Here is an 18,063-nt window from a genome sequence, read left to right as displayed (position 1 = left end):
AAATTGTTTGAATACTCGTTGTTAAAATGGGAGGTCGTCCTCTGTTTTTTTAGTGGCTGTTTCTACGGTAGCTTGTACAGTTTCTAATTTTTTACCACCTCCGTGCAGTTTGATTTGGGAGGTGTGAAAATTCAGTCCTGCGTGTGCTTCTCCGTCATTGCCTGTCCACGCTCTTGCAGTTACCCTGCCCGATAATTCCACCAACGAGCCTTTTGTTAGGATTTTGGCAACATTGGGCGTTATCCAATAGGAGCAATCAAAATAGGTCGTCTGTTCTATGCGTTCGCCCTGTTTGTTACGGTAGCTGTCGTTGATTGCTACCGAAAAGTTTACTACTTGTTTTTGCTGTGACGTTGTGCGTACCTCTGCATCTCTCGTCAATCTTCCTGTGATGTTCATAATTTCTATTTTTTGCGTTATTGATTTTGTTCTGATTTTATTTTTTTTGATTTATTCGGTAATGAGAGGAGGTGCTGAAGTTTCGTTTCTCTTTTACCATTTCTAATGCTGTATTTTTTCATTTCTGACATTTTTTTTATTCGTTTAAAGAGCCGGAGTATGCTTTGTTTCGTTTCACGAGCATAAAAGGTTCGTGTTTAGCAACAGCAAGGTTTTGACAAAAAATACGACCCGAATGGGTGGAGATTTTTTGGCAAACCCGCAGGGCTTGACCTTGATGCTGCGTTAAGAACACGGAAATACCTTTGCTCTTGAAATGGGACAAAACAGCATACTGGCTCTTGGATAAAAGCCTATGTGGAAGCCTATGTGGAAGCCAATGGAAAAGGCATTAAGAAATGGTCTATGTGATTACAAAACCAGCATTTATCTGGCAGAATTTTTAACCATTTTTAAGTGTTTGTGGCTATGAAAGCCACCAAAAGGATATTGAAAAATATTGCTTGGAATTTGGCCAGAATTTTTCGATATGTTTTTCAGTATATCCAACCAAAGCTCTTTTATGGGATGGGGTTGAGGAAAGAAAATAAATGTGCTTTGGGGATAAAATATGGGCACAAAAAAAGCAGGATCGTTAAATCCTGCTTCTAAATCTTACCTAAAGGATTATAAAATCTATCCAACAACAAGCTCTTCCTTAGTAGCTAAAAATGCACGTTCCATAGATTGGAATTTATCTGAAACCAAATCCATATCCTTACTGATTTTTTGGCTGGTAATTTTAGCATAAATCTGTGTGGTAGAAATGTTTTTATGCCCCATCATTTTGCTAAGGCTTTCAAGTGGAACACCTTCGGTCAGAAACATTGTTCCGAAAGTATGCCTGGCTGTATGAAAACCAATTTTATGCTCTGGAAAAACCTCTGCCTGCCCTGCAACCTTGCGGATATGGGTGTTGCAAGTAGCATTAGATGGTATAGGGAAAACAAGTTCATTCCTCATAACACCCACGTATTTATTAATTATTCTTTTAGGTATTTCAAGCAAACGCACATTTGATGCAATGTCTGATTTTTTACGCCTGCTTATGATCCATTGATGCCCGTCAAAGAATGATTGGATATTGCTTCGCTTTAACTTCTTAATATCGGCATAAGATAAACCTGTAAAGCAACTGAATACAAATAAATCCCGGACTAAGTCAAACCTTGCATCTACTTTATGAACCATAATCTTCTCCACATCTTCTTTCAGCAGATAACCCCGATCTTTCTCGTTCATCGTAATCTCGTAATCTTCGAAAGGATTTTTTCTGATTAGTCCTTTTTTAATAGCAAGCTCTACCATTCGGATGACAGGCATCGTATAAACCCATACGGTATTATGCGTACATTCCTTATCTACACGCAGAAAGAAGTCGAACTCACGAATAAAATCTGGTGTAAGTTCTCTGAAAGCCATATCGGGTCTGTAATAACGCAATTGGATAAACTCAGCTAAGTGTCTATAAACAATATCATATTTCGCATAAGTGCTTGCAGAACGTTGTTCTTTATCGACCATTTTTTTAAAGTCGCCATTGTGATCTGCAAAAACAGTAAGAATTGTATCGGCCATAACACCGATACCTAAAAAGGAAATCTTTAGTTTTTGTGCTGTAACGAAACCTTCATCTTTAAACATTTCATCATAATGCTGGTCTATGCGCAATCTTATTTTATCCAATTTAAGGTTGATTGCCAATGCTTGGGTACTCTTGCCTAAAACCCTACCGTGTTTTAAATCCCATATTTTAGGATCTATTTCTAATTTTGTACTGAAAGATGTTGGTTTACCATCAACGGTAATACGCCCCATAATTGCAACTGTTCCATTCTTCTTCGGTTCATTTTTCTTTAGGTAGAAAAGTAGTTTGAACGTGGATTTTTTTGTCTTCTCCATAACTCAAAAATTTAATGTTTAAAATTAACTTTCATTGAGTTACAAGTAAATATGAAAAATGATGCAAATAACTGAAGTATAAACGGTTATAGTATTTTATTTAGGTATTAACCAGTAACGATTTAGTAACCTAACCTTGTCATTTCAAGCCCAAAAACTAAAGTACACAGTCTTCCAACTTTGTACTACCACTTTATAAACCACTATATAGTAACGGTTTTCGCCGTTTTGCTTACTTTTGCTTTTTATTAATTCTTTTTTCAAAAAAAAAGAAAAGATTGTAGCGGATAGCTGGAAAAAGCTCCTAAAAAACATTGTAAATTTGCACCATATAAAATCATTTTATGATCAAAACTGCTTTTAGTCGCTACATCAATAATTACCGGGGATTTACACGAGAGGTTTGGGTTTTAACCTTAATTACCTTTATCAATCGTGCTGGGACGATGGTTTTACCGTTTTTATCCAAATATTTGAAAGAAGATTTAAATTTTTCCTACGCTCAAGTGGGATGGATAATGGTATGTTTTGGTTTTGGTTCGATGTTGGGCTCTTGGCTTGGCGGAAAATTAACGGATAAAATAGGGTTTTACAAAATCATGGTTTTTAGTTTATTTACGAGCGGATTGTTGTTGTTTGCAGTCCAATACGTGCGCACTTTCTGGGGATTGTGTTTTGCGATGTTCTTCATTATGACCGTCGCTGATATGTTTCGCCCTGCCATGTTTGTGTCATTAGGAACGTATGCCAAACCCGAAAATCGCACCAGAGCACTGACTCTGGTTAGGCTTGCTGTTAATCTAGGATTTACCGCCGGACCCGCATTAGGTGGTCTAATCATCATGAATTTAGGCTATAGCGGATTGTTTTGGATAGATGGAACTTCTTGTATTGTTTCTATTTTGATTTTTACCTTATTAGTAAAAGAGCGCAAAAAACCAGCTGATTTAGCCGTAAGTAGTACCGAAACTGAAATACCTGCATCCGTTTTTAAAGACAAAATATTCTGGATTTTTCTGTTCATTTGCTTTATTACGGCAATGCTTTTCTTCCAACTTTTCACAACATTACCTTTGTATCATAATGAAAAATTTGGTCTAACTGAATTTCAAAGTGGACTTTTATTATCGTTAAATGGTTTGTTAATATTCTTTCTCGAAATGCCAATTGTAAGTTTTAGCCAACGAAAAAACATCAATAAAATCAAGATTATCCTTTGGGGTTCATTACTGATGGCGATTAGTTTTTATATTCTATTAATCAATATTTGGGCAGGAATGCTCGTTGTAAGCATCCTTTTTATCACTTTTGGCGAAATGTTCATCTTCCCATTCTCGAACTCTTTTGCTTTAAGTAGAGCGCCAAAAGGACACGAAGGTCGTTATATGGCATTGTTCACAATGAGTTTTAGTTTAGCACATATTGCCAGCTCTAAAACTGGACTTGAAATCATAGCTAACTTTGGCTATCAAACTAATTGGTTTGTTATGGGAACTTTAGGAATGCTATCGCTTGCTGGTTGTATCTGGTTGCAAAAACTAGTTCGGAGAGAAGAAAATTAATCTCATTATTATACTTTGTGCGTGACTCCATTAGGAAAAGGGGCTAAGTGATAATTTTGTTACGTAGCCCCTTTTCCTAATGCTGTCGGGCTATACGCGCTACTTTGGTAGCTAGCTTCTATCCCTCACGCAATCTCCTTTTCATCAACTATTTTCATTTTACAAAACACTTTTTATGTTATAAATTTCGCACTCTATTCTAAAAAAAATAGATATAAAACTAAAATAATAGTTAAATAACTATAAAAATAGTTTGTTAACTAAAAATATAGTTGTAGGTTTGATTCAAATAAAAAATCATGCAAAAACTAACGAACAAAGAAGAGGAAATCATGCAGATTATATGGAGGCTTAAAAAAGCTTTCGTCAAAGAAGTCATGGCTGAAATAACGGAGGATCAACCGCATTACAATACGCTATCTACTATTGTGCGTAATCTCGAGGAAAAAGGTTTTGTCGCTCATAATGCTTTTGGAAATACCCATCAATATTATCCTATTGTTCCTATTGAAGACTATAGAAAGAAGTTCATGAACACTGCAATTGATAATTATTTCAATAGTTCTTATAAAAATATGGTGTCCTTTTTTGCAAAGGAAGAGAAAATATCTGCCGATGAACTGCGAGAAATTTTAGCCATGATTGAAAAAAAATAATAGTTATGGAAAATGTATTTATTTACTTTATAAAAGCAAGTGCCTTGATTGTGCTATTTTACTTAGCCTACATGTTACTTTTAAGAAAAGAGACCTTCTTCACGACAAACAGATGGTTTTTACTTTTGGGATTAATTACTTCTACAATTCTTCCTTTGTTTTTTATTAGCAAAATAGTTTGGATAGAACCATCAATAGCTTCGTTCGATTGGTCCAATATTCCTGTGACAACTTCGGTAGCTGCTCCAGAACCAAAAATTAATTGGTACTTAATGTTAGCTTATGCGTACTTTATAGGAATTGTCATTTCGTTTCTCAAACTAGTTTTTGATTTTAATAGCCTAATTAAATTATTAAAAGGAAAAACGATGCAAAAGCATGGTAATTTCAAATTAATAGACATCGCCGAAAACATTGCTCCTTTCTCCTATTTCAATTACATCGTTTACAATTCGTCTTTATATACTGCTGTCGAATTAGAAAATATTTTAGAACACGAAAAAGTACATAGCCTACAAAAACACAGCATTGATGTGCTAATTTCAAGATTTTTTTGTGTCATTTTTTGGTTCAATCCGTTGATTTGGTTGTACAAAAAAGCGATGGTTCAAAATCTAGAATTCATTGCCGATAGTGAAGCATCAAAACACATTTCGGATAAAAAAGCCTATCAAATCACCCTTTTAAAAATAACAACACAGGAAAATTGTGTTGCCATCAGTAATCATTTTTATCAATCATTAATCAAAAAACGAATCGTTATGTTAAACAAAAATCAATCAAAAAACAGCCATTATTGGAAGTATTTCTCCGTATTACCGGCACTTATTGCCTTTGTACTATTATTTCAAATTGAAGTCATCGCTCAGGAGAAAAAATCCGATGACATTGAAATTAAACATGTTAAAATTGATGAAATCAACATGGTTATTACCAAAAACACCACCGACGCGGAAATTAAAGAACATTGCGAACAAATAAAGAATTTGTATAATATTGATTTAACTTTTTTCAATATCAAAAGAAATTCCAATGGAGAAATTATCAGCATTAAAAGTGAATTCAAAGACAACAATCGTAGTGGCAGTAGTAACCAATCTGGAAATACACCTATAAAACCATTTAAATTCTATTATGATGAAAATAAAAAAGAAATGGGATATAATATGGATTTAAACCCTTTATCAGAAAATGATCAAATATCAAATTTTAAGACAAATGTCACTACAACAAATGAAGACAAAATTAAAACACCAAATAATAAAATTGGTCAAGTAGATGATAAAGCGAACATTCAATCAGTATTAAAACAAGATATAGATAACAAACCGCTTATTGTTATTGATGGAGTAAAACAAGCATCCAATTTTAAAATTGAAGAAATACCTACTGACCAAATTGCCAAAATAAATGTATTAAAAGGAATTAACGCAACTAGCAAATATGGTGAAAGCGGTAAAAATGGAGTAATTGAAATTACAATAAAAGAAAAGAACACTAATAATAATAATAATAATGATGTGCAATCTCCAGAAATAAAAGTTGTAGGATATGGAATAAAAGAAGACAAAGTTGTCAATGGTTGGAAAGTAAGTGGATTTTCATCTCTTGATAGTTCCAAGCCTTTGATTGTTGTTGATGGAAAAGCAAAGGATTCAAATTTCAATATTGAAGAAATACCTACAGACCAAATTGCCAAAATTGATGTCTTGAAAGGATTTAGCGCAACTAGTAAATATGGTGAAAGCGGTAAAAATGGTGTAATTGAAATCAGTACTAAGAAAAAAATAGATGAAAGCGATGTTAAACCAATTCCTCAAAAAAAAGGTTAGAGGATTTCAAATATTAAAATAAAACATTTATACAAAAAAGACGATCTCCATCAAGACCGTCTTTTTTTATACCTTTGAAAAAAAAGCATGTACAAAATTTTAGCTCAAATCAATAAACTTATCTTACCCAGTTTTACTAAACAGCGCTTAGACTTGGCTAAAGCCAAAAAATGGCAAATGGCTATTATTGGTTTCCGCTATTACGTAACTACAAGAGCACTGGATTAATAGCTTATCGCTGTAAAAATTTCTTGTTCTTTAATTTTTTCCCTACCGTTGATGAAAGATAATTCCATAATGAAATTGCATTGTACAATTTCACCACCCAAACGTTCTACTAACTCGCAAACAGCCTTAATAGTTCCTCCGGTTGCCAAGACATCATCGTGAATCAAAACGTGGTCTCCTTTTTGTATGGCATCAATGTGTATTTCTAATGCATCTGAACCATATTCTAAGTCGTAAGTAGCCGAAATAGTTTCAAAAGGCAGTTTATTTGGTTTCCTAACAGGTACAAATCCAGCTTTTAGTTCTTGTGCAATCAGTGTTCCAAAGAAAAAACCCCTGCTCTCCACTCCTACTACCTTATTAATTTTCTTCTCTTTTAGAGTTGAAACTAGCAATTTTAGGCATTCAGCGCTTGCTAAAGGGTCGATTAGTAGCGGAGTTATGTCTTTGAACAAAATTCCTTCTTTTGGAAATCCCTGAATATCACGTATATAGTTTTGTAGTGGCATGTTTTTTTATTTTTTTACGAATTTACTATTGCAAATTACACATTTATCTCTATATTTGCACCCGCAATGACGTTATTACAACCACCTGCAAATGGCCTTGTGGCGCAACTGAATAGCGCACTTGATTACGGCTCAAGAGGTTACTGGTTTGAATCCAGTCAAGGTCACTAGAGTTTATAAGGGTTCCAAGAGATTGGAACCCTTTTTTGTTTTTAGTGTTCACACTATATTCACACTTTTTTAGAATTAGTGTTGTTCACACTCTCCTCATATTCTATAACTCTAACAATTTTATTCCTTAGTTGAAAAAATATATCTTTTTTTCTGAACTACATTTGCTACACTTACTACATCATCTAGCTTCTAAATACGGTGAAATAAAAATATATAATAACTTATTCGGAAATAACTTTTGGCTCCTTAAAAGCCAAAAAAGTTATTCTGAATTAGATTCCTATATCAGAATTGAAATTAAATGGATCAACACGAAAACCTGTGGAGCAGCAAAAATTAAGCATATATATTCGTTAGTCGAAAAAGGAAAAATTCTACATTCCTAACACCTCTGAATCGTGATCTAAATGCTTTTATTTTTGCATTGAAAGATTCTGCTGAAGCATTAGTACCTCTATTGTCAAAGTAGTTCAATATTGTTTGATAGTGAGTCATAATGGTACGGGAGATTGTACCGAAAGACTTAAACCCAGATTGATTTACTTTTTCATGTCATTTGGCTAATTTCGCAAAAGCAATAATTTTATCGGTTGTGTGCTCAAAGATGCCACGAAGCTCTTGAGTTAGGCTATATCCTTTTTGAATATCAGGATATAATTCAAATAGTAAGCCAGCACGTTCTATTTGGTTTGGTGTCCATTTAGATTTGTTTTTATACAAGAAATAACGACTCCTTGCCAGTAATTGTTTAAGAGTATCGCCATTAGAGAGTGTTTTAGATTCGAAATTTACTTTTGACTTCCTTGCTCGTTCTATTGCGTCATTTTCTTGATCTATGGCTTCCCAACGATATTTGATCCTGATTTCCTGGAGTGCTTCTCTAGCCAGCTTCTACACATGGAAACGATCAACAACACGAGTTGCATTAGGAAAACATTTTCGAGCAATTAAGCCCATATTACCGGCCATATCCAAAGTAATTTCTTTGACTAGGTTTCTTTGTTTAAAAGGGATTTTTTCAATAATTGATATTACTGTTTCTGCTTTAGTTCCTGCAACCATGGGTAGAATGGTTCCTTTCTTTCCTTTAGCAGATTTACTGGTCAGAATTGTATAGAGCTCTGCGTTAGAGAGAGATGTTTCATCTATAGATAAATACTTTCGAATGTTCTTAGGGAAAAGAAGCCATTTTTTAGCATGTCCTAGTTGATCCCAAGTTTTAAAGTCACTTAAGTAGTCTTTGTATTGAGACAACAAATTTCTCCCCTTAACTCCATAAAAAGAAGCGATAGCATTACAATCATTTGGACTGGAATCTATTGATCTCTTTTAAAAAAGACGCAAACTCCTGTGTTACACGAGTTCCGTCTGCTACTAAATTCCAATCTCTAAAGACTACTTTGCCAGTATCTTCGTTAAGCCATCTTCTTCGAGTGATATGAAGATATACCTGATGTCCACGAATAGGAAAATCTTGAACCGTTATCTCTTCAGAGAATCCTTTTGAACTCAATTTAGATCCTCGGTATTCTTTAGGAATTGAATTGATCTCCCTTAGATACAAATGAATTATCTCGTCTCCTTTTTTATAGGACGTAAGTTCAAAGTAGTCTACTATTATTTCTGGTAACAATAATTTAAGGATCTCGATAAAAGAGTCTTGCATTGGTATGTAATTTAGCAATACAAATATCTAGATTTTAATATTTCCCCACAACAATATGTATTGATCCAATTAAATTTGATAAATGATTAGTGGGTTTACCCTTTAAACTCTTAATCCAAAAATTCTCTATTCAAACTTTTGTTAAAAGCAAATCCCCTTAATATACTATATTGAGGGGTTTGCTTTTTTTTTTAGGTAATGAATTAATTTTGAGCTTCTCACAATGTGATTATTTACGATACTTCTAAGCAATTAGATCACATAACAAGGATCAACTTCTATACTTCTTAAAATTCTCTGCTTGTTCAAAAATCTCTTTATAAATTTCATCACGATCCACTGGTGGATAGCCACTTTCTGCTAGTAAAATAATTAGATCCACTTTTAGCTCTGCTTTAATATCATCCCTCTTGCTCCAATCTGTGTATTTGGCTTTATCATCGACTACAAGCTTCACCTTTTGCGCTAATATGATTAATTTATCATCAGGATAGTTGAAGTCGTATTTATGAGCTAAAGCTTTTAAAATATCGTAGAATGCTTTTTCTTCAAAATCAATACCCAAATCTTTGAACGAGTCTTTTTCCTTTTTTAAAGCATAATACAAATCAATGATTTCATCTGTGAAATCTTCCAGTACTCGGCTTTGCAATACATCATCTTCTTTTCTTTCATTGTATTTATCTACAATAAACTGTAATCTTTTTGAAAAGTCTATTCCTGTGATCTTATTTATTTTCTTTACATCATCAATTGCTTTGGCTAGTAATTTTTGAAGTAATTTGATTTTTGTGTTAGGTAATTTGATTTTATCAATTTTAGCCATATAATCATCTGAGAATATATCGACTTCGGTTTGCCCTTCGTCCCCTAATTTGAATATCTCTTCAATACCATCACTTTCGATGGCATCTTGTAACATTTGTTTCACTCGATTGTTCATCTGAGCAGTATCAGGTGCAACTCCTTTTGTCAATTTGAAAATAATAGAACGAACAGCCAAGTAGAAATGAATTTCATCTCGTTGTTCTTCTGAAAAGATTCCTGAACCTGAACAAATATCATAAGCTGATTTTAATCGTTTTACGATATACATGAAACGCTTTTCCAGTTCTTGTGTTAGTTGAATGAATTCTGAAGCTTGATTGAGTGTTTTTAATTGCTCTAATGGCGTACCACTAAAATAACCCGATTTGTCAAACTTGTAAAACAGTCTAATTAATAAATCCAACTGATCTTTTACGACAACCACAGATTGCTCAATATCTTCAATAGTATCGTTGTCGGCATTACTGTATAATGCCAAAGCCATATTCATTTGTTTTTTGATTCCGATATAATCAACAACCAATCCTTTTTGTTTTCCTTCAAACTTTCTATTTACACGAGAAATAGTTTGAATTAAATTATGGCGCTGTATTGGTTTGTCAATGTACATAGTATCTAAGAAAGGAACATCAAATCCTGTCAACCACATATCAACTACAATTGCAATTTTAAAATTTGATTTTTCATTTTTAAACTGGCGATCCAATTCTTTTCGATCATCTTTAGTTCCTAGTAAATGATAAAGTGTTTCAGGATCATCTTTACCACGAGTCATAACCATTTTGATTCGCTCCATCGGTTTGATTTCCTTTTTGTCTTTGTCTGATAAAACTACATCATCCGCTGCGACTTTTACTTCACCCCATTCGGGTCTTAGTTCCAAGATGTTTTTATATAATTCATAAGCAATAAATCTGTTGCTACACACAAACATTGCTTTTCCTTTTACTGTTGAACCTTCTGCAATTCTATTTTCATAGTGCTTTATAAAATCTTCGGCAACGGTTTTTAAGCGTGTGGGATCACCAATAATCGCATTCATTTGCGACATGGCTTTTTTACTTTCTTCAACTTGATTTTCGTTACTGCCCTCTTCCGCACATTGATTATAATAAGCTTCAATTTCGGCTAGTTTCTGATTGTTCAACAATACTTTAGCCGCACGACCTTCATAGACAATACGAACGGTAATTTCATCCGCTACCGATTCAGTCATCGTGTAGGCATCTACTATTTCTCCAAAAACATCAATCGTAGCATCTATAGGAGTTCCCGTAAAACCTACATAAGTGGCATTGGGCAAGGAATCGTGTAAATGTTTAGCAAACCCAAAGGACTTCTTAACACCAGTTTCTGTCACTTTTACTTTTTGATCTAAATTCGTTTGACTTCTATGCGCTTCGTCAGATATGCAAATCACATTGGTTCTATCCGTTAATAATTTGGTGTCTTCTGTAAACTTGTGAATAGTAGTCAAAAACACGCCACCACTATTTCTGCCTTGCAGTAGCTCTCTTAAATTAGAACGACTTTCGACACTGATTATCGATTCATCACCTACAAATCCTTTCGCATTCGTAAATTGTCCTGATAATTGATCGTCCAAGTCGGTTCTATCTGTAATGACTATAATCGTTGGACTTGCAAAATATTTACTTCGCATCAATAAACGAGTTAAGTACAACATGGTATAACTCTTTCCGCAACCTGTAGTTCCAAAATAAGTTCCTCCTTTACCATCTCCCAACGGTTTTTGATGTTGTTTGATGTTTTCAAAAAGTTTCGTTGCTGCGTAATACTGAGGATAACGACAAACGATCTTGTCATTCTTTTTGGAGCTATCAGGTAAAAAGATAAAATTTTGAATTATATCCCGCAATCTTTTACGGTTGAACATCCCTTGAATAAGCGTAAACATCGCATCAATACCATCAACCTCTTTTATCATGCCCTCAATTTTTCTCCAGGCATAGAAGAATTCATAAGGTGCAAAGAATGAACCTGCTTTAGTATTGGCACCATCACTTATCACACAAAAAGCATTGTATTTGAATAGCTCTGGAATATCTCTTTTATAACGAGTCGTAATCTGTACGTACGCATCATGAAGCGTTGTATTTTCTTGAATTGCTGTTTTAAATTCAAAAACCACCAAAGGCAATCCGTTGATGTATAAAATCAAATCGGGAATGCGCATTTCATAGCCTTTTATCGCTAGTTGGTTGACAATTTTATAGGTATTCCCATCATTTTCCGAATAATCAATGAGTTGCACATAAAAGTCTTTTTTGCTCCTATCTTCCCGCTTTAACAAAAAACCATCACTCACCATTTTCATAATGGTTTTATTGCTTTCGTATAAATCAGATGATGGCAAACGATCTAAATCTCTTATGATGGATTCTATCTCGTTTTCGGTAATATTTTCGGTTGTATAGGCAGAACGTAAATAGTTTTTCAAATCTTCTGTTAGCAATACTTGTTCACTTACAACATGTCCGTAAACCGTTGGTGGTTCAGCTGCTCCGTTATACTCTATTTTACGTACTTCACCACCTACCAGATGAGTCATTTTCTCTTCTTGTAGTAAATTGATAAAGGCTTGTTCTAATTGTGCTTCGGTAAATTTCATCCTATTTCGTTTCTCCTTTTTTGGGAATTTCAATATTCCATTTTATATGTTGTAAACGCTCACTGATTTTGATCAGTGATTTTAAAATCTCTTCACTCGTGGGTTTTGCACCATACACAAGATTAAGAAATTCATTGGTATAGACCTCTTCTAATTTTTCCCAAGTTAGATTTGTTTGACTAAATATTATGGCTTCTTTCGGATGATTCACTAACCATCTATTATTGTTTTTGAAGCTTGAAACATCATCTTGTCCTACTAGTAAAAGCATTTCTTCAAACTCTGGACTTTCAAAGAATTTTTGAATTTCGGAGTCTTTTAATAACTGATGTAAGTCGTAAGTATGGCGTATTTTATTTCTCAAGTCTTCTATCGGATTTGATCCATAAGAAAAACGAACCAAACTCATTATTTTTTCGCAAATAGTTCTATTTACATGCAATACTTGAACTTCAAAGGGTAATAAATCATGCTCTTCTGCAATTTGGAGTTGTCCCGCTGATTTCATCATTGTAAAAATATAGGATGAAATAGAGGTGGTGTAGTATGGTTCATAACGTCCTAGCCAAGTCGCTTCAACGATAATGTTCTCTCTAACTTGTCCAAATTTTCCAGTAAACGTTTTTGGATACTGATAGGCAATTTTCCTAATCATGCCCACTTTGTTTGTAATACCCTCTTCATCTACTTCTGTTAATTTTGCACCAACAGCATTGGTTATCTTCTTCAATTTGTTTTTCAGTTGATTTCCGCTTTCTTCGTCTCTCTTCAAAACTACCAAATCAATATCTTCAGAAAAACGTTCAATTAATCCAAAACATTTTGATAGTGCTGTTCCTCCTTTGAAAATGGTTTCTGCTCCAATTGTATCCTGAAAAATGATACATAATGCATACGTTACCCAGTAGTCTTTTTCTACATAAATAGGTAGTATCCCCATCTGTTGAGCGGTAAACTCAATTGATTGTCTAAATATAACTTTGTTTTCGTGTAGCTTCATATTAGGTTCCAGTTTTCGGCAGTTTTTAAAACAGCTTGTACTCCCGATAGTTTATAATTGGTAATGGGGTTCAGGTTTTTAAGTATTATTTCCTTGAATTGAGAAAATTCCGCTTCATCTAATAGCGCGCCAAGTAAAGCCCTTGTTGCAGGTGGGTATTTTTGAGCCAAACGCACCAATGTTGCTATTTCTTTTTCTGACAACCCTTTCAATAATGATACTAACCGCAAGCAGGCTGCTGCAATACTGCTATCAGGAATCTTCTTGATATATTTAATAGCATCTAGTAATTGTAACAACGGAATATTCTCTTTGGTAATGGTATTCTTTTGTTTTACGAATTTGATACTATAACGGTCTCTATTTACGCTTGGACGAATGTCATTTCTACCAATTTGAATGGTATTGCTTATTTGAGTAGTCAATCCTAACTGGTTGTACATACTGTAACCCGTAAGATAGCCAATTGTTTTACCATCATCTTCCAATAAATCTTTTACCACTTGATATTGGTTGGGTTCTAAATTTCCAAAAGGAGTACTTTCAGGCTTGTAATACTTGCCCTTGGCTAGTTTTGCAATCTTGCCCGAAACTACCATACGATTCAATGCTTTTATGACCGCTTCTTTTTTATTCACGGCTGTGGTAAAGTCAGCATAGGTGAACACATATCCTTTTGGGAAACGATCGATGGTAATAGCTATGTAATCAGTAGTTTTCATGTAATACTATTTACTACAAATATATAAAAATGTCCAGTTTATTATATAAAAAACTGGACATTCTGTGTTTTTAAATTATTTTGTCAAGTTTTTGGAGCAAAAAACTTGACAATTTATCTAACCTTATGCTAACTCTTCTTTTTTTATTTAAACAAATCTATTAGCTTTCTTCCTATACTAAAACTATTTGCTGTCTCAACATTATCATCAGGTTCATTTTGAGATTTAATATAGTCCAAAAAAACTTTTTTTATCTGTTTATTAATATCTCTCATATTATTGTATTTACTAACATTAATATGTCTTTTAAAATAATCTACTGTATTGTGTGGCAATTCTTTCTGGAATTCTATTTCAACTTTTTTAATTAAGTTTAGGACTCTAAATAGCCACTGATTTCCATATTCAGCAATTCGCCCGATTTTGCTAGATGCGTAAATTTGCCTAAAAAGAAATTTTCGGCTCGATTTTGAATGTTTTGATGAATACTCAATAATGGAGCAATCTCTTCTTTTACAGTAAAATCTTTTACAGTTAAGGACAGAAATTCCTCTACTGTATATCCATAAAGCTGTAGTGCAGCTTTATTAACATCAACAATTTTAAAAGTTTCTATTTCGTAAACAAAGGACGGGGAAGGATTTTGATAAAAGAGGCTTCGATAACCTTCAATTTCATTTTTCATATTCAAAAATTAAACTCTTGGGGTACTATTTAAACTCATCTACTACTCTAATGCTTAAAATTTGATGAATTGAAAGTTGGAGAATAATTGCTATCGTTTTTCGGGTGCAAAAGTAATTTAAATGAATAACAATAACAAGCTGAAATTCGTATCAATTTGAAATAGAAAGTTTTGCGGCTTTATTTTTGGATTTTTATTGTTTTAACATACTATAAATAGCACAAATTTCTATATCATAAATTTAAATAGAATCTCTTTTAGACAATTCAAAAGGCATCCTAACTTAGCAGACACTAATCGTTAAGAATAAAAACCCAATTTTAATAATCAATTAAACTACAAAAACATAACTCAACTAATTTTGTGATTTTTGTTTACAAATCTATTCTACCAATTACTCTATAATTCTGACTTACAAGTAAAACTTTATACATTACATTTTTTAATGAAGTACTCTTCCTTAAATTTTTATGTATCTATATGAGTAAATAATTGTAAAAAAGAGTCAGACTGACCATCAATTTCCAGTTTCTATTGACCAGTATAGACTAATGATCAATAAAACTTTGAATATGCAATTATAGTTTGAATATCAAATTATTGCATTTAAACACTACTAATTAAGTGCATTAAAACTCCATCGTCATCATAAATTGGAATTAGATGGTCAATGGTATTGGAATTTGCACTATACTTCTAATATTCAAATTCTTACAGTGGATTGCGAATTGGATTATGAATATTTTTAATATTTTTATTTGTATTTAGTCTAAATAAGCATAAATTTGCAAGAACTTTAGAACTGAAAATATGTCACTCTCTCACTATTTCGTCTTTTTAACATGCCTCTACTTTAGCGTCTCTGCTATTGCACAGACTACTAAAATTAACGGTAGAATAAATTTCACAGATAATCAACCTGCACCTGGAGTTTTAGTTTTTCTTCAAGGAACCACTAAATCCGCCGTTTCAAATGAAAGCGGAAATTATGTAATCGAAAATGTTCCTTATGGAAATTATCTTCTTGAAACTAGTTCTATAGAAGCAAATAAAAAGACTGTAGCTATAAAATTAAATGCAACTACTAAAAATATAAATATTATTATAGAGAGAGCTACAAGCGTTGAGCTAAGTGAAGTTGTGGTTAATGTTAAAACTGAAAAAACTAAAATTGAAACAAAAGGTTTTGCAGTAAATGTTATTGAGACTAAAACTGCTGCATTAAGAAATATGCAAACTAATGAATTGTTAAGTAGAACTGTTGGTGTAAGAATTCGTCAAAATGGTGGTTTAGGTTCTGATGTGAATTATAATATTAATGGTATATCAGGTAATTCTGTGCGAGTTTTTATCGATGGTATTCCTATTTCAACTTATGGCTCTTCTTTTGATTTAAATAGTATTCCACCTTCAATCATCGAACGTATTGAAGTTTATAAAGGGGTTGTTCCAGGTCATTTATCTGACGATGCTTTAGGAGGTGCCATTAATGTAGTCTTGAGAAAAGGCGCTCGAAATAATTTTAATGCGTCGGCTTCTTATGGTTCGTTTAACACTTCTCAGGTAAATTTTAATGGTTTGTATCGTTTTGCAGCATCTGGTTTTACTATTAAAACTTCTTTTTTCAACAATTATTCTGATAACGATTATGAAGTTTGGGGAAAAACAGTTTATAATATCTTACCAAATGGGAGATACGATTACATTAGGGCTAAGCGCTTACAAGATGCATTTAAATCAACCGGAAGTGTTGTAGAAGTTGGATTTACCGATGTAAAATGGGCAGACAATTTCTTTATTGGTTACACCTGTTCAGATTCGTATAAAGAAGTACAGCACGGAACGTTTATGTCAACTCCTTATAAAGGTAGATTTTTACGATCAGATGCCGCATTGATGAGCTTAACCTATAATAAGAAAGATCTCTTTGTAAAAGGTTTAGAGTTTAATTTTCACGGCTTGTATGGTGAAAGAAATCGAACTATTAACGACACCGTTAAATGGAATTATGATTGGAATGGTGACTTGAGTTTGGATTTAAACGGCCAACCCATTCCTCGTCCGTCAGGAGCACAACAAGGAGCACCAACACTATCAAATATTAAAAGAGATGTTGGTGCTATAAGAACTGGTATTTCTTATGAAATTAATGCCAATCATAAATTTTTATTGAACTATACACTTTCAATTGTGAATAGGGAAGATGATGATGAAATGAAATCGGTATTAGAACGAAAATTTCTTGGGACAAGAGACTTAAATAAAAACATCGGCGCTTTGACCTATGAATTGACTGCTCATGAAAGTAGATTAAAAGCTAGTGTTTTTAGTAAGTATTATCAACAAAAGATTGAACGAATGAATCCGATAGTGGAGAATATTAATGGTGTTCCAACTAAGGTTGAAGATATCGTTAGTAGCAATAAAAATGTTATGGGCTATGGTGGAGCGTTTTCTTATGCTATTCTACCGACGGTAACGCTTTTAACTTCTGCCGAAAAAGCAGTTAGATTACCTACTGAAAATGAGGTTTTTGGAGATTCAGGCGATAACATATCAGAAAATCCAAACATTAAACCAGAAACCAGTAAGAACTATAATCTTGGCTTTAGATTTGGAAAATTCAAAATCAAAAAACATGAAATAGTGATTGCTACCAATGGTTTTATCAGAAGCATAACGGACAGAATTGGTACACCTGTGCAAACAGCAATTAATACAAATATTCAAACACTTCCTTTCGTAAATCAAGGTAATGTAAAATCAAAGGGCGTTGATTTCGAATTAAATTACACTTATAATAACAACCTGAATATTGCAATGGGAGTCTCGAAATTTGAACTTACAACCGTTACAGGAGGTATAAAATATGACTTGCCAAATGAGCCTTTTTTAAATGCTAACGTAAGTGCTCAATATTCCTTTAATGATGTATTAGCTAAAAAATCACAATTGAACTTATTTTATAATTTCATGTTTGTAGACACTTTTAATTACAATCGAAAATTATATAGCAATACAGCCGGAACTGATTTTTTTAATGTCCCAGAACAATTTATACAAGACGCTGGCGTAAGTTATATTTTTCCAAACAAAAACTTCATAGCTAGTTTTGACGCGAAGAATATGTTTAACAAACAGAGTTACGATAATATGGGCGTACAAAAACCTGGAAGAGCATTTTACTTAAAACTTAATTACATAATCAATAACTTTTAAATATATAAAT

At 33.2% G+C, this 18,063-nt stretch carries 13 protein-coding genes, 1 tRNA gene and 1 pseudogene; 6 read left to right on the top strand and 9 right to left on the bottom strand.

The window, feature by feature from the left end; genetic code table 11:
* Window positions 1–21 precede the first annotated feature (21 nt).
* The gene (locus tag LNP27_RS09900) at window positions 22–399 is read right to left on the bottom strand and encodes a single-stranded DNA-binding protein (RefSeq protein ID WP_132109791.1); all 378 of its coding nucleotides are present in this window, start codon (window positions 397–399) and stop codon (window positions 22–24) included.
* Window positions 400–1,074: 675 nt separating this feature from the next.
* Entirely contained in the window at window positions 1,075–2,340 is a 1,266-nt protein-coding gene (locus LNP27_RS09895; RefSeq protein WP_132109790.1) for a site-specific integrase, read from the bottom strand.
* Between the two features lie 344 nt (window positions 2,341–2,684).
* On the opposite strand from LNP27_RS09895, the gene LNP27_RS09890 reads away from it, so the two are divergent.
* The 4 genes from LNP27_RS09890 to LNP27_RS09875 all read left to right on the top strand — a co-directional run bounded on the left by LNP27_RS09890 (window position 2,685) and on the right by LNP27_RS09875 (window position 6,618).
* Window positions 2,685–3,902, top strand: a complete 1,218-nt coding sequence (locus LNP27_RS09890) for an MDR family MFS transporter (RefSeq protein ID WP_229941476.1) — start codon at window positions 2,685–2,687, stop codon at window positions 3,900–3,902.
* A gap of 299 nt (window positions 3,903–4,201) precedes the next feature.
* Window positions 4,202–4,558 carry a BlaI/MecI/CopY family transcriptional regulator gene (locus LNP27_RS09885; RefSeq protein ID WP_229941475.1) on the top strand — a complete coding sequence of 119 codons (357 nt, stop codon included), beginning with the start codon at window positions 4,202–4,204 and terminating at the stop codon, window positions 4,556–4,558.
* A 5-nt stretch (window positions 4,559–4,563) separates the two neighbouring features.
* Complete coding sequence (locus LNP27_RS09880; protein ID WP_229941474.1) at window positions 4,564–6,390, top strand: M56 family metallopeptidase; 1,827 nt, start codon at window positions 4,564–4,566, stop codon at window positions 6,388–6,390.
* Window positions 6,391–6,477: 87 nt separating this feature from the next.
* On the top strand, window positions 6,478–6,618 hold the full coding sequence (locus LNP27_RS09875) for an SsrA-binding protein (RefSeq protein WP_229941473.1): 141 nt from the start codon (window positions 6,478–6,480) through the stop codon (window positions 6,616–6,618).
* On the opposite strand, the gene LNP27_RS09870 is transcribed toward LNP27_RS09875, so the two are convergent.
* On the bottom strand, window positions 6,615–7,127 hold the full coding sequence (locus LNP27_RS09870) for an adenine phosphoribosyltransferase (protein WP_229941472.1): 513 nt from the start codon (window positions 7,125–7,127) through the stop codon (window positions 6,615–6,617). The genes LNP27_RS09875 and LNP27_RS09870 overlap by 4 nt on opposite strands.
* Window positions 7,128–7,220: 93 nt before the next feature.
* On the opposite strand from LNP27_RS09870, the gene LNP27_RS09865 reads away from it, so the two are divergent.
* A tRNA-Arg gene (locus LNP27_RS09865) sits at window positions 7,221–7,294 on the top strand.
* A 343-nt stretch (window positions 7,295–7,637) separates the two neighbouring features.
* On the opposite strand, the pseudogene LNP27_RS09860 reads toward LNP27_RS09865, so the two are convergent.
* From LNP27_RS09860 to LNP27_RS09835, 6 genes and pseudogenes are all read right to left on the bottom strand, one after another.
* Window positions 7,638–8,555: pseudogene (locus tag LNP27_RS09860) on the bottom strand (ISAon1 family transposase).
* A 46-nt stretch (window positions 8,556–8,601) separates the two neighbouring features.
* The gene (locus LNP27_RS09855) at window positions 8,602–8,967 is read right to left on the bottom strand and encodes an ISAon1 family transposase N-terminal region protein (protein ID WP_229941471.1); all 366 of its coding nucleotides are present in this window, start codon (window positions 8,965–8,967) and stop codon (window positions 8,602–8,604) included.
* 271 nt (window positions 8,968–9,238) lie between these two features.
* A complete protein-coding gene (locus LNP27_RS09850; protein ID WP_229941470.1) occupies window positions 9,239–12,427 on the bottom strand; it encodes a type I restriction endonuclease subunit R in 3,189 nt (1,062 codons plus the stop codon).
* A gap of 1 nt (window position 12,428) precedes the next feature.
* Entirely contained in the window at window positions 12,429–13,427 is a 999-nt protein-coding gene (locus LNP27_RS09845) for a nucleotidyl transferase AbiEii/AbiGii toxin family protein (protein WP_229941469.1), read from the bottom strand.
* Window positions 13,424–14,149, bottom strand: a complete 726-nt coding sequence (locus tag LNP27_RS09840) for a type IV toxin-antitoxin system AbiEi family antitoxin domain-containing protein (RefSeq protein WP_229941468.1) — start codon at window positions 14,147–14,149, stop codon at window positions 13,424–13,426. Before LNP27_RS09840 ends, LNP27_RS09845 begins: the two co-directional genes overlap by 4 nt.
* 373 nt (window positions 14,150–14,522) lie before the next feature.
* Window positions 14,523–14,834 carry a PAS domain S-box protein gene (locus LNP27_RS09835; protein WP_229941467.1) on the bottom strand — a complete coding sequence of 104 codons (312 nt, stop codon included), beginning with the start codon at window positions 14,832–14,834 and terminating at the stop codon, window positions 14,523–14,525.
* 810 nt (window positions 14,835–15,644) lie between these two features.
* Between LNP27_RS09835 and LNP27_RS09830 the strand changes: the two genes are divergently transcribed.
* Window positions 15,645–18,053: a TonB-dependent receptor gene (locus LNP27_RS09830; RefSeq protein WP_229941466.1), complete on the top strand. Its 2,409-nt coding sequence runs from the start codon at window positions 15,645–15,647 to the stop codon at window positions 18,051–18,053.
* Window positions 18,054–18,063: the final 10 nt, after the last annotated feature.

Origin of the sequence: Flavobacterium galactosidilyticum (assembly GCF_020911945.1) — a bacterium.
Taxonomy (GTDB): Bacteria; Bacteroidota; Bacteroidia; order Flavobacteriales; family Flavobacteriaceae; genus Flavobacterium; species Flavobacterium galactosidilyticum.
Note: the sequence above shows the minus strand (reverse complement) of the source record. Positions and strands in the feature narration are given on the sequence as shown.

Excerpts from the sequence above, each read along its gene's own strand:
- LNP27_RS09900 (WP_132109791.1), bottom strand. The coding sequence starts at position 399 with ATGAACATCACAGGAAGATTGACGAGAGATGCAGAGGTACGCACAACG.
- LNP27_RS09895 (WP_132109790.1), bottom strand. The coding sequence starts at position 2,340 with ATGGAGAAGACAAAAAAATCCACGTTCAAACTACTTTTCTACCTAAAG.
- LNP27_RS09890 (WP_229941476.1), top strand. The coding sequence starts at position 2,685 with ATGATCAAAACTGCTTTTAGTCGCTACATCAATAATTACCGGGGATTT.
- LNP27_RS09885 (WP_229941475.1), top strand. The coding sequence starts at position 4,202 with ATGCAAAAACTAACGAACAAAGAAGAGGAAATCATGCAGATTATATGG.
- LNP27_RS09880 (WP_229941474.1), top strand. The coding sequence starts at position 4,564 with ATGGAAAATGTATTTATTTACTTTATAAAAGCAAGTGCCTTGATTGTG.
- LNP27_RS09875 (WP_229941473.1), top strand. The coding sequence starts at position 6,478 with ATGTACAAAATTTTAGCTCAAATCAATAAACTTATCTTACCCAGTTTT.
- LNP27_RS09870 (WP_229941472.1), bottom strand. The coding sequence starts at position 7,127 with ATGCCACTACAAAACTATATACGTGATATTCAGGGATTTCCAAAAGAA.
- LNP27_RS09855 (WP_229941471.1), bottom strand. The coding sequence starts at position 8,967 with ATGCAAGACTCTTTTATCGAGATCCTTAAATTATTGTTACCAGAAATA.
- LNP27_RS09850 (WP_229941470.1), bottom strand. The coding sequence starts at position 12,427 with ATGAAATTTACCGAAGCACAATTAGAACAAGCCTTTATCAATTTACTA.
- LNP27_RS09845 (WP_229941469.1), bottom strand. The coding sequence starts at position 13,427 with ATGAAGCTACACGAAAACAAAGTTATATTTAGACAATCAATTGAGTTT.
- LNP27_RS09840 (WP_229941468.1), bottom strand. The coding sequence starts at position 14,149 with ATGAAAACTACTGATTACATAGCTATTACCATCGATCGTTTCCCAAAA.
- LNP27_RS09835 (WP_229941467.1), bottom strand. The coding sequence starts at position 14,834 with ATGAAAAATGAAATTGAAGGTTATCGAAGCCTCTTTTATCAAAATCCT.
- LNP27_RS09830 (WP_229941466.1), top strand. The coding sequence starts at position 15,645 with ATGTCACTCTCTCACTATTTCGTCTTTTTAACATGCCTCTACTTTAGC.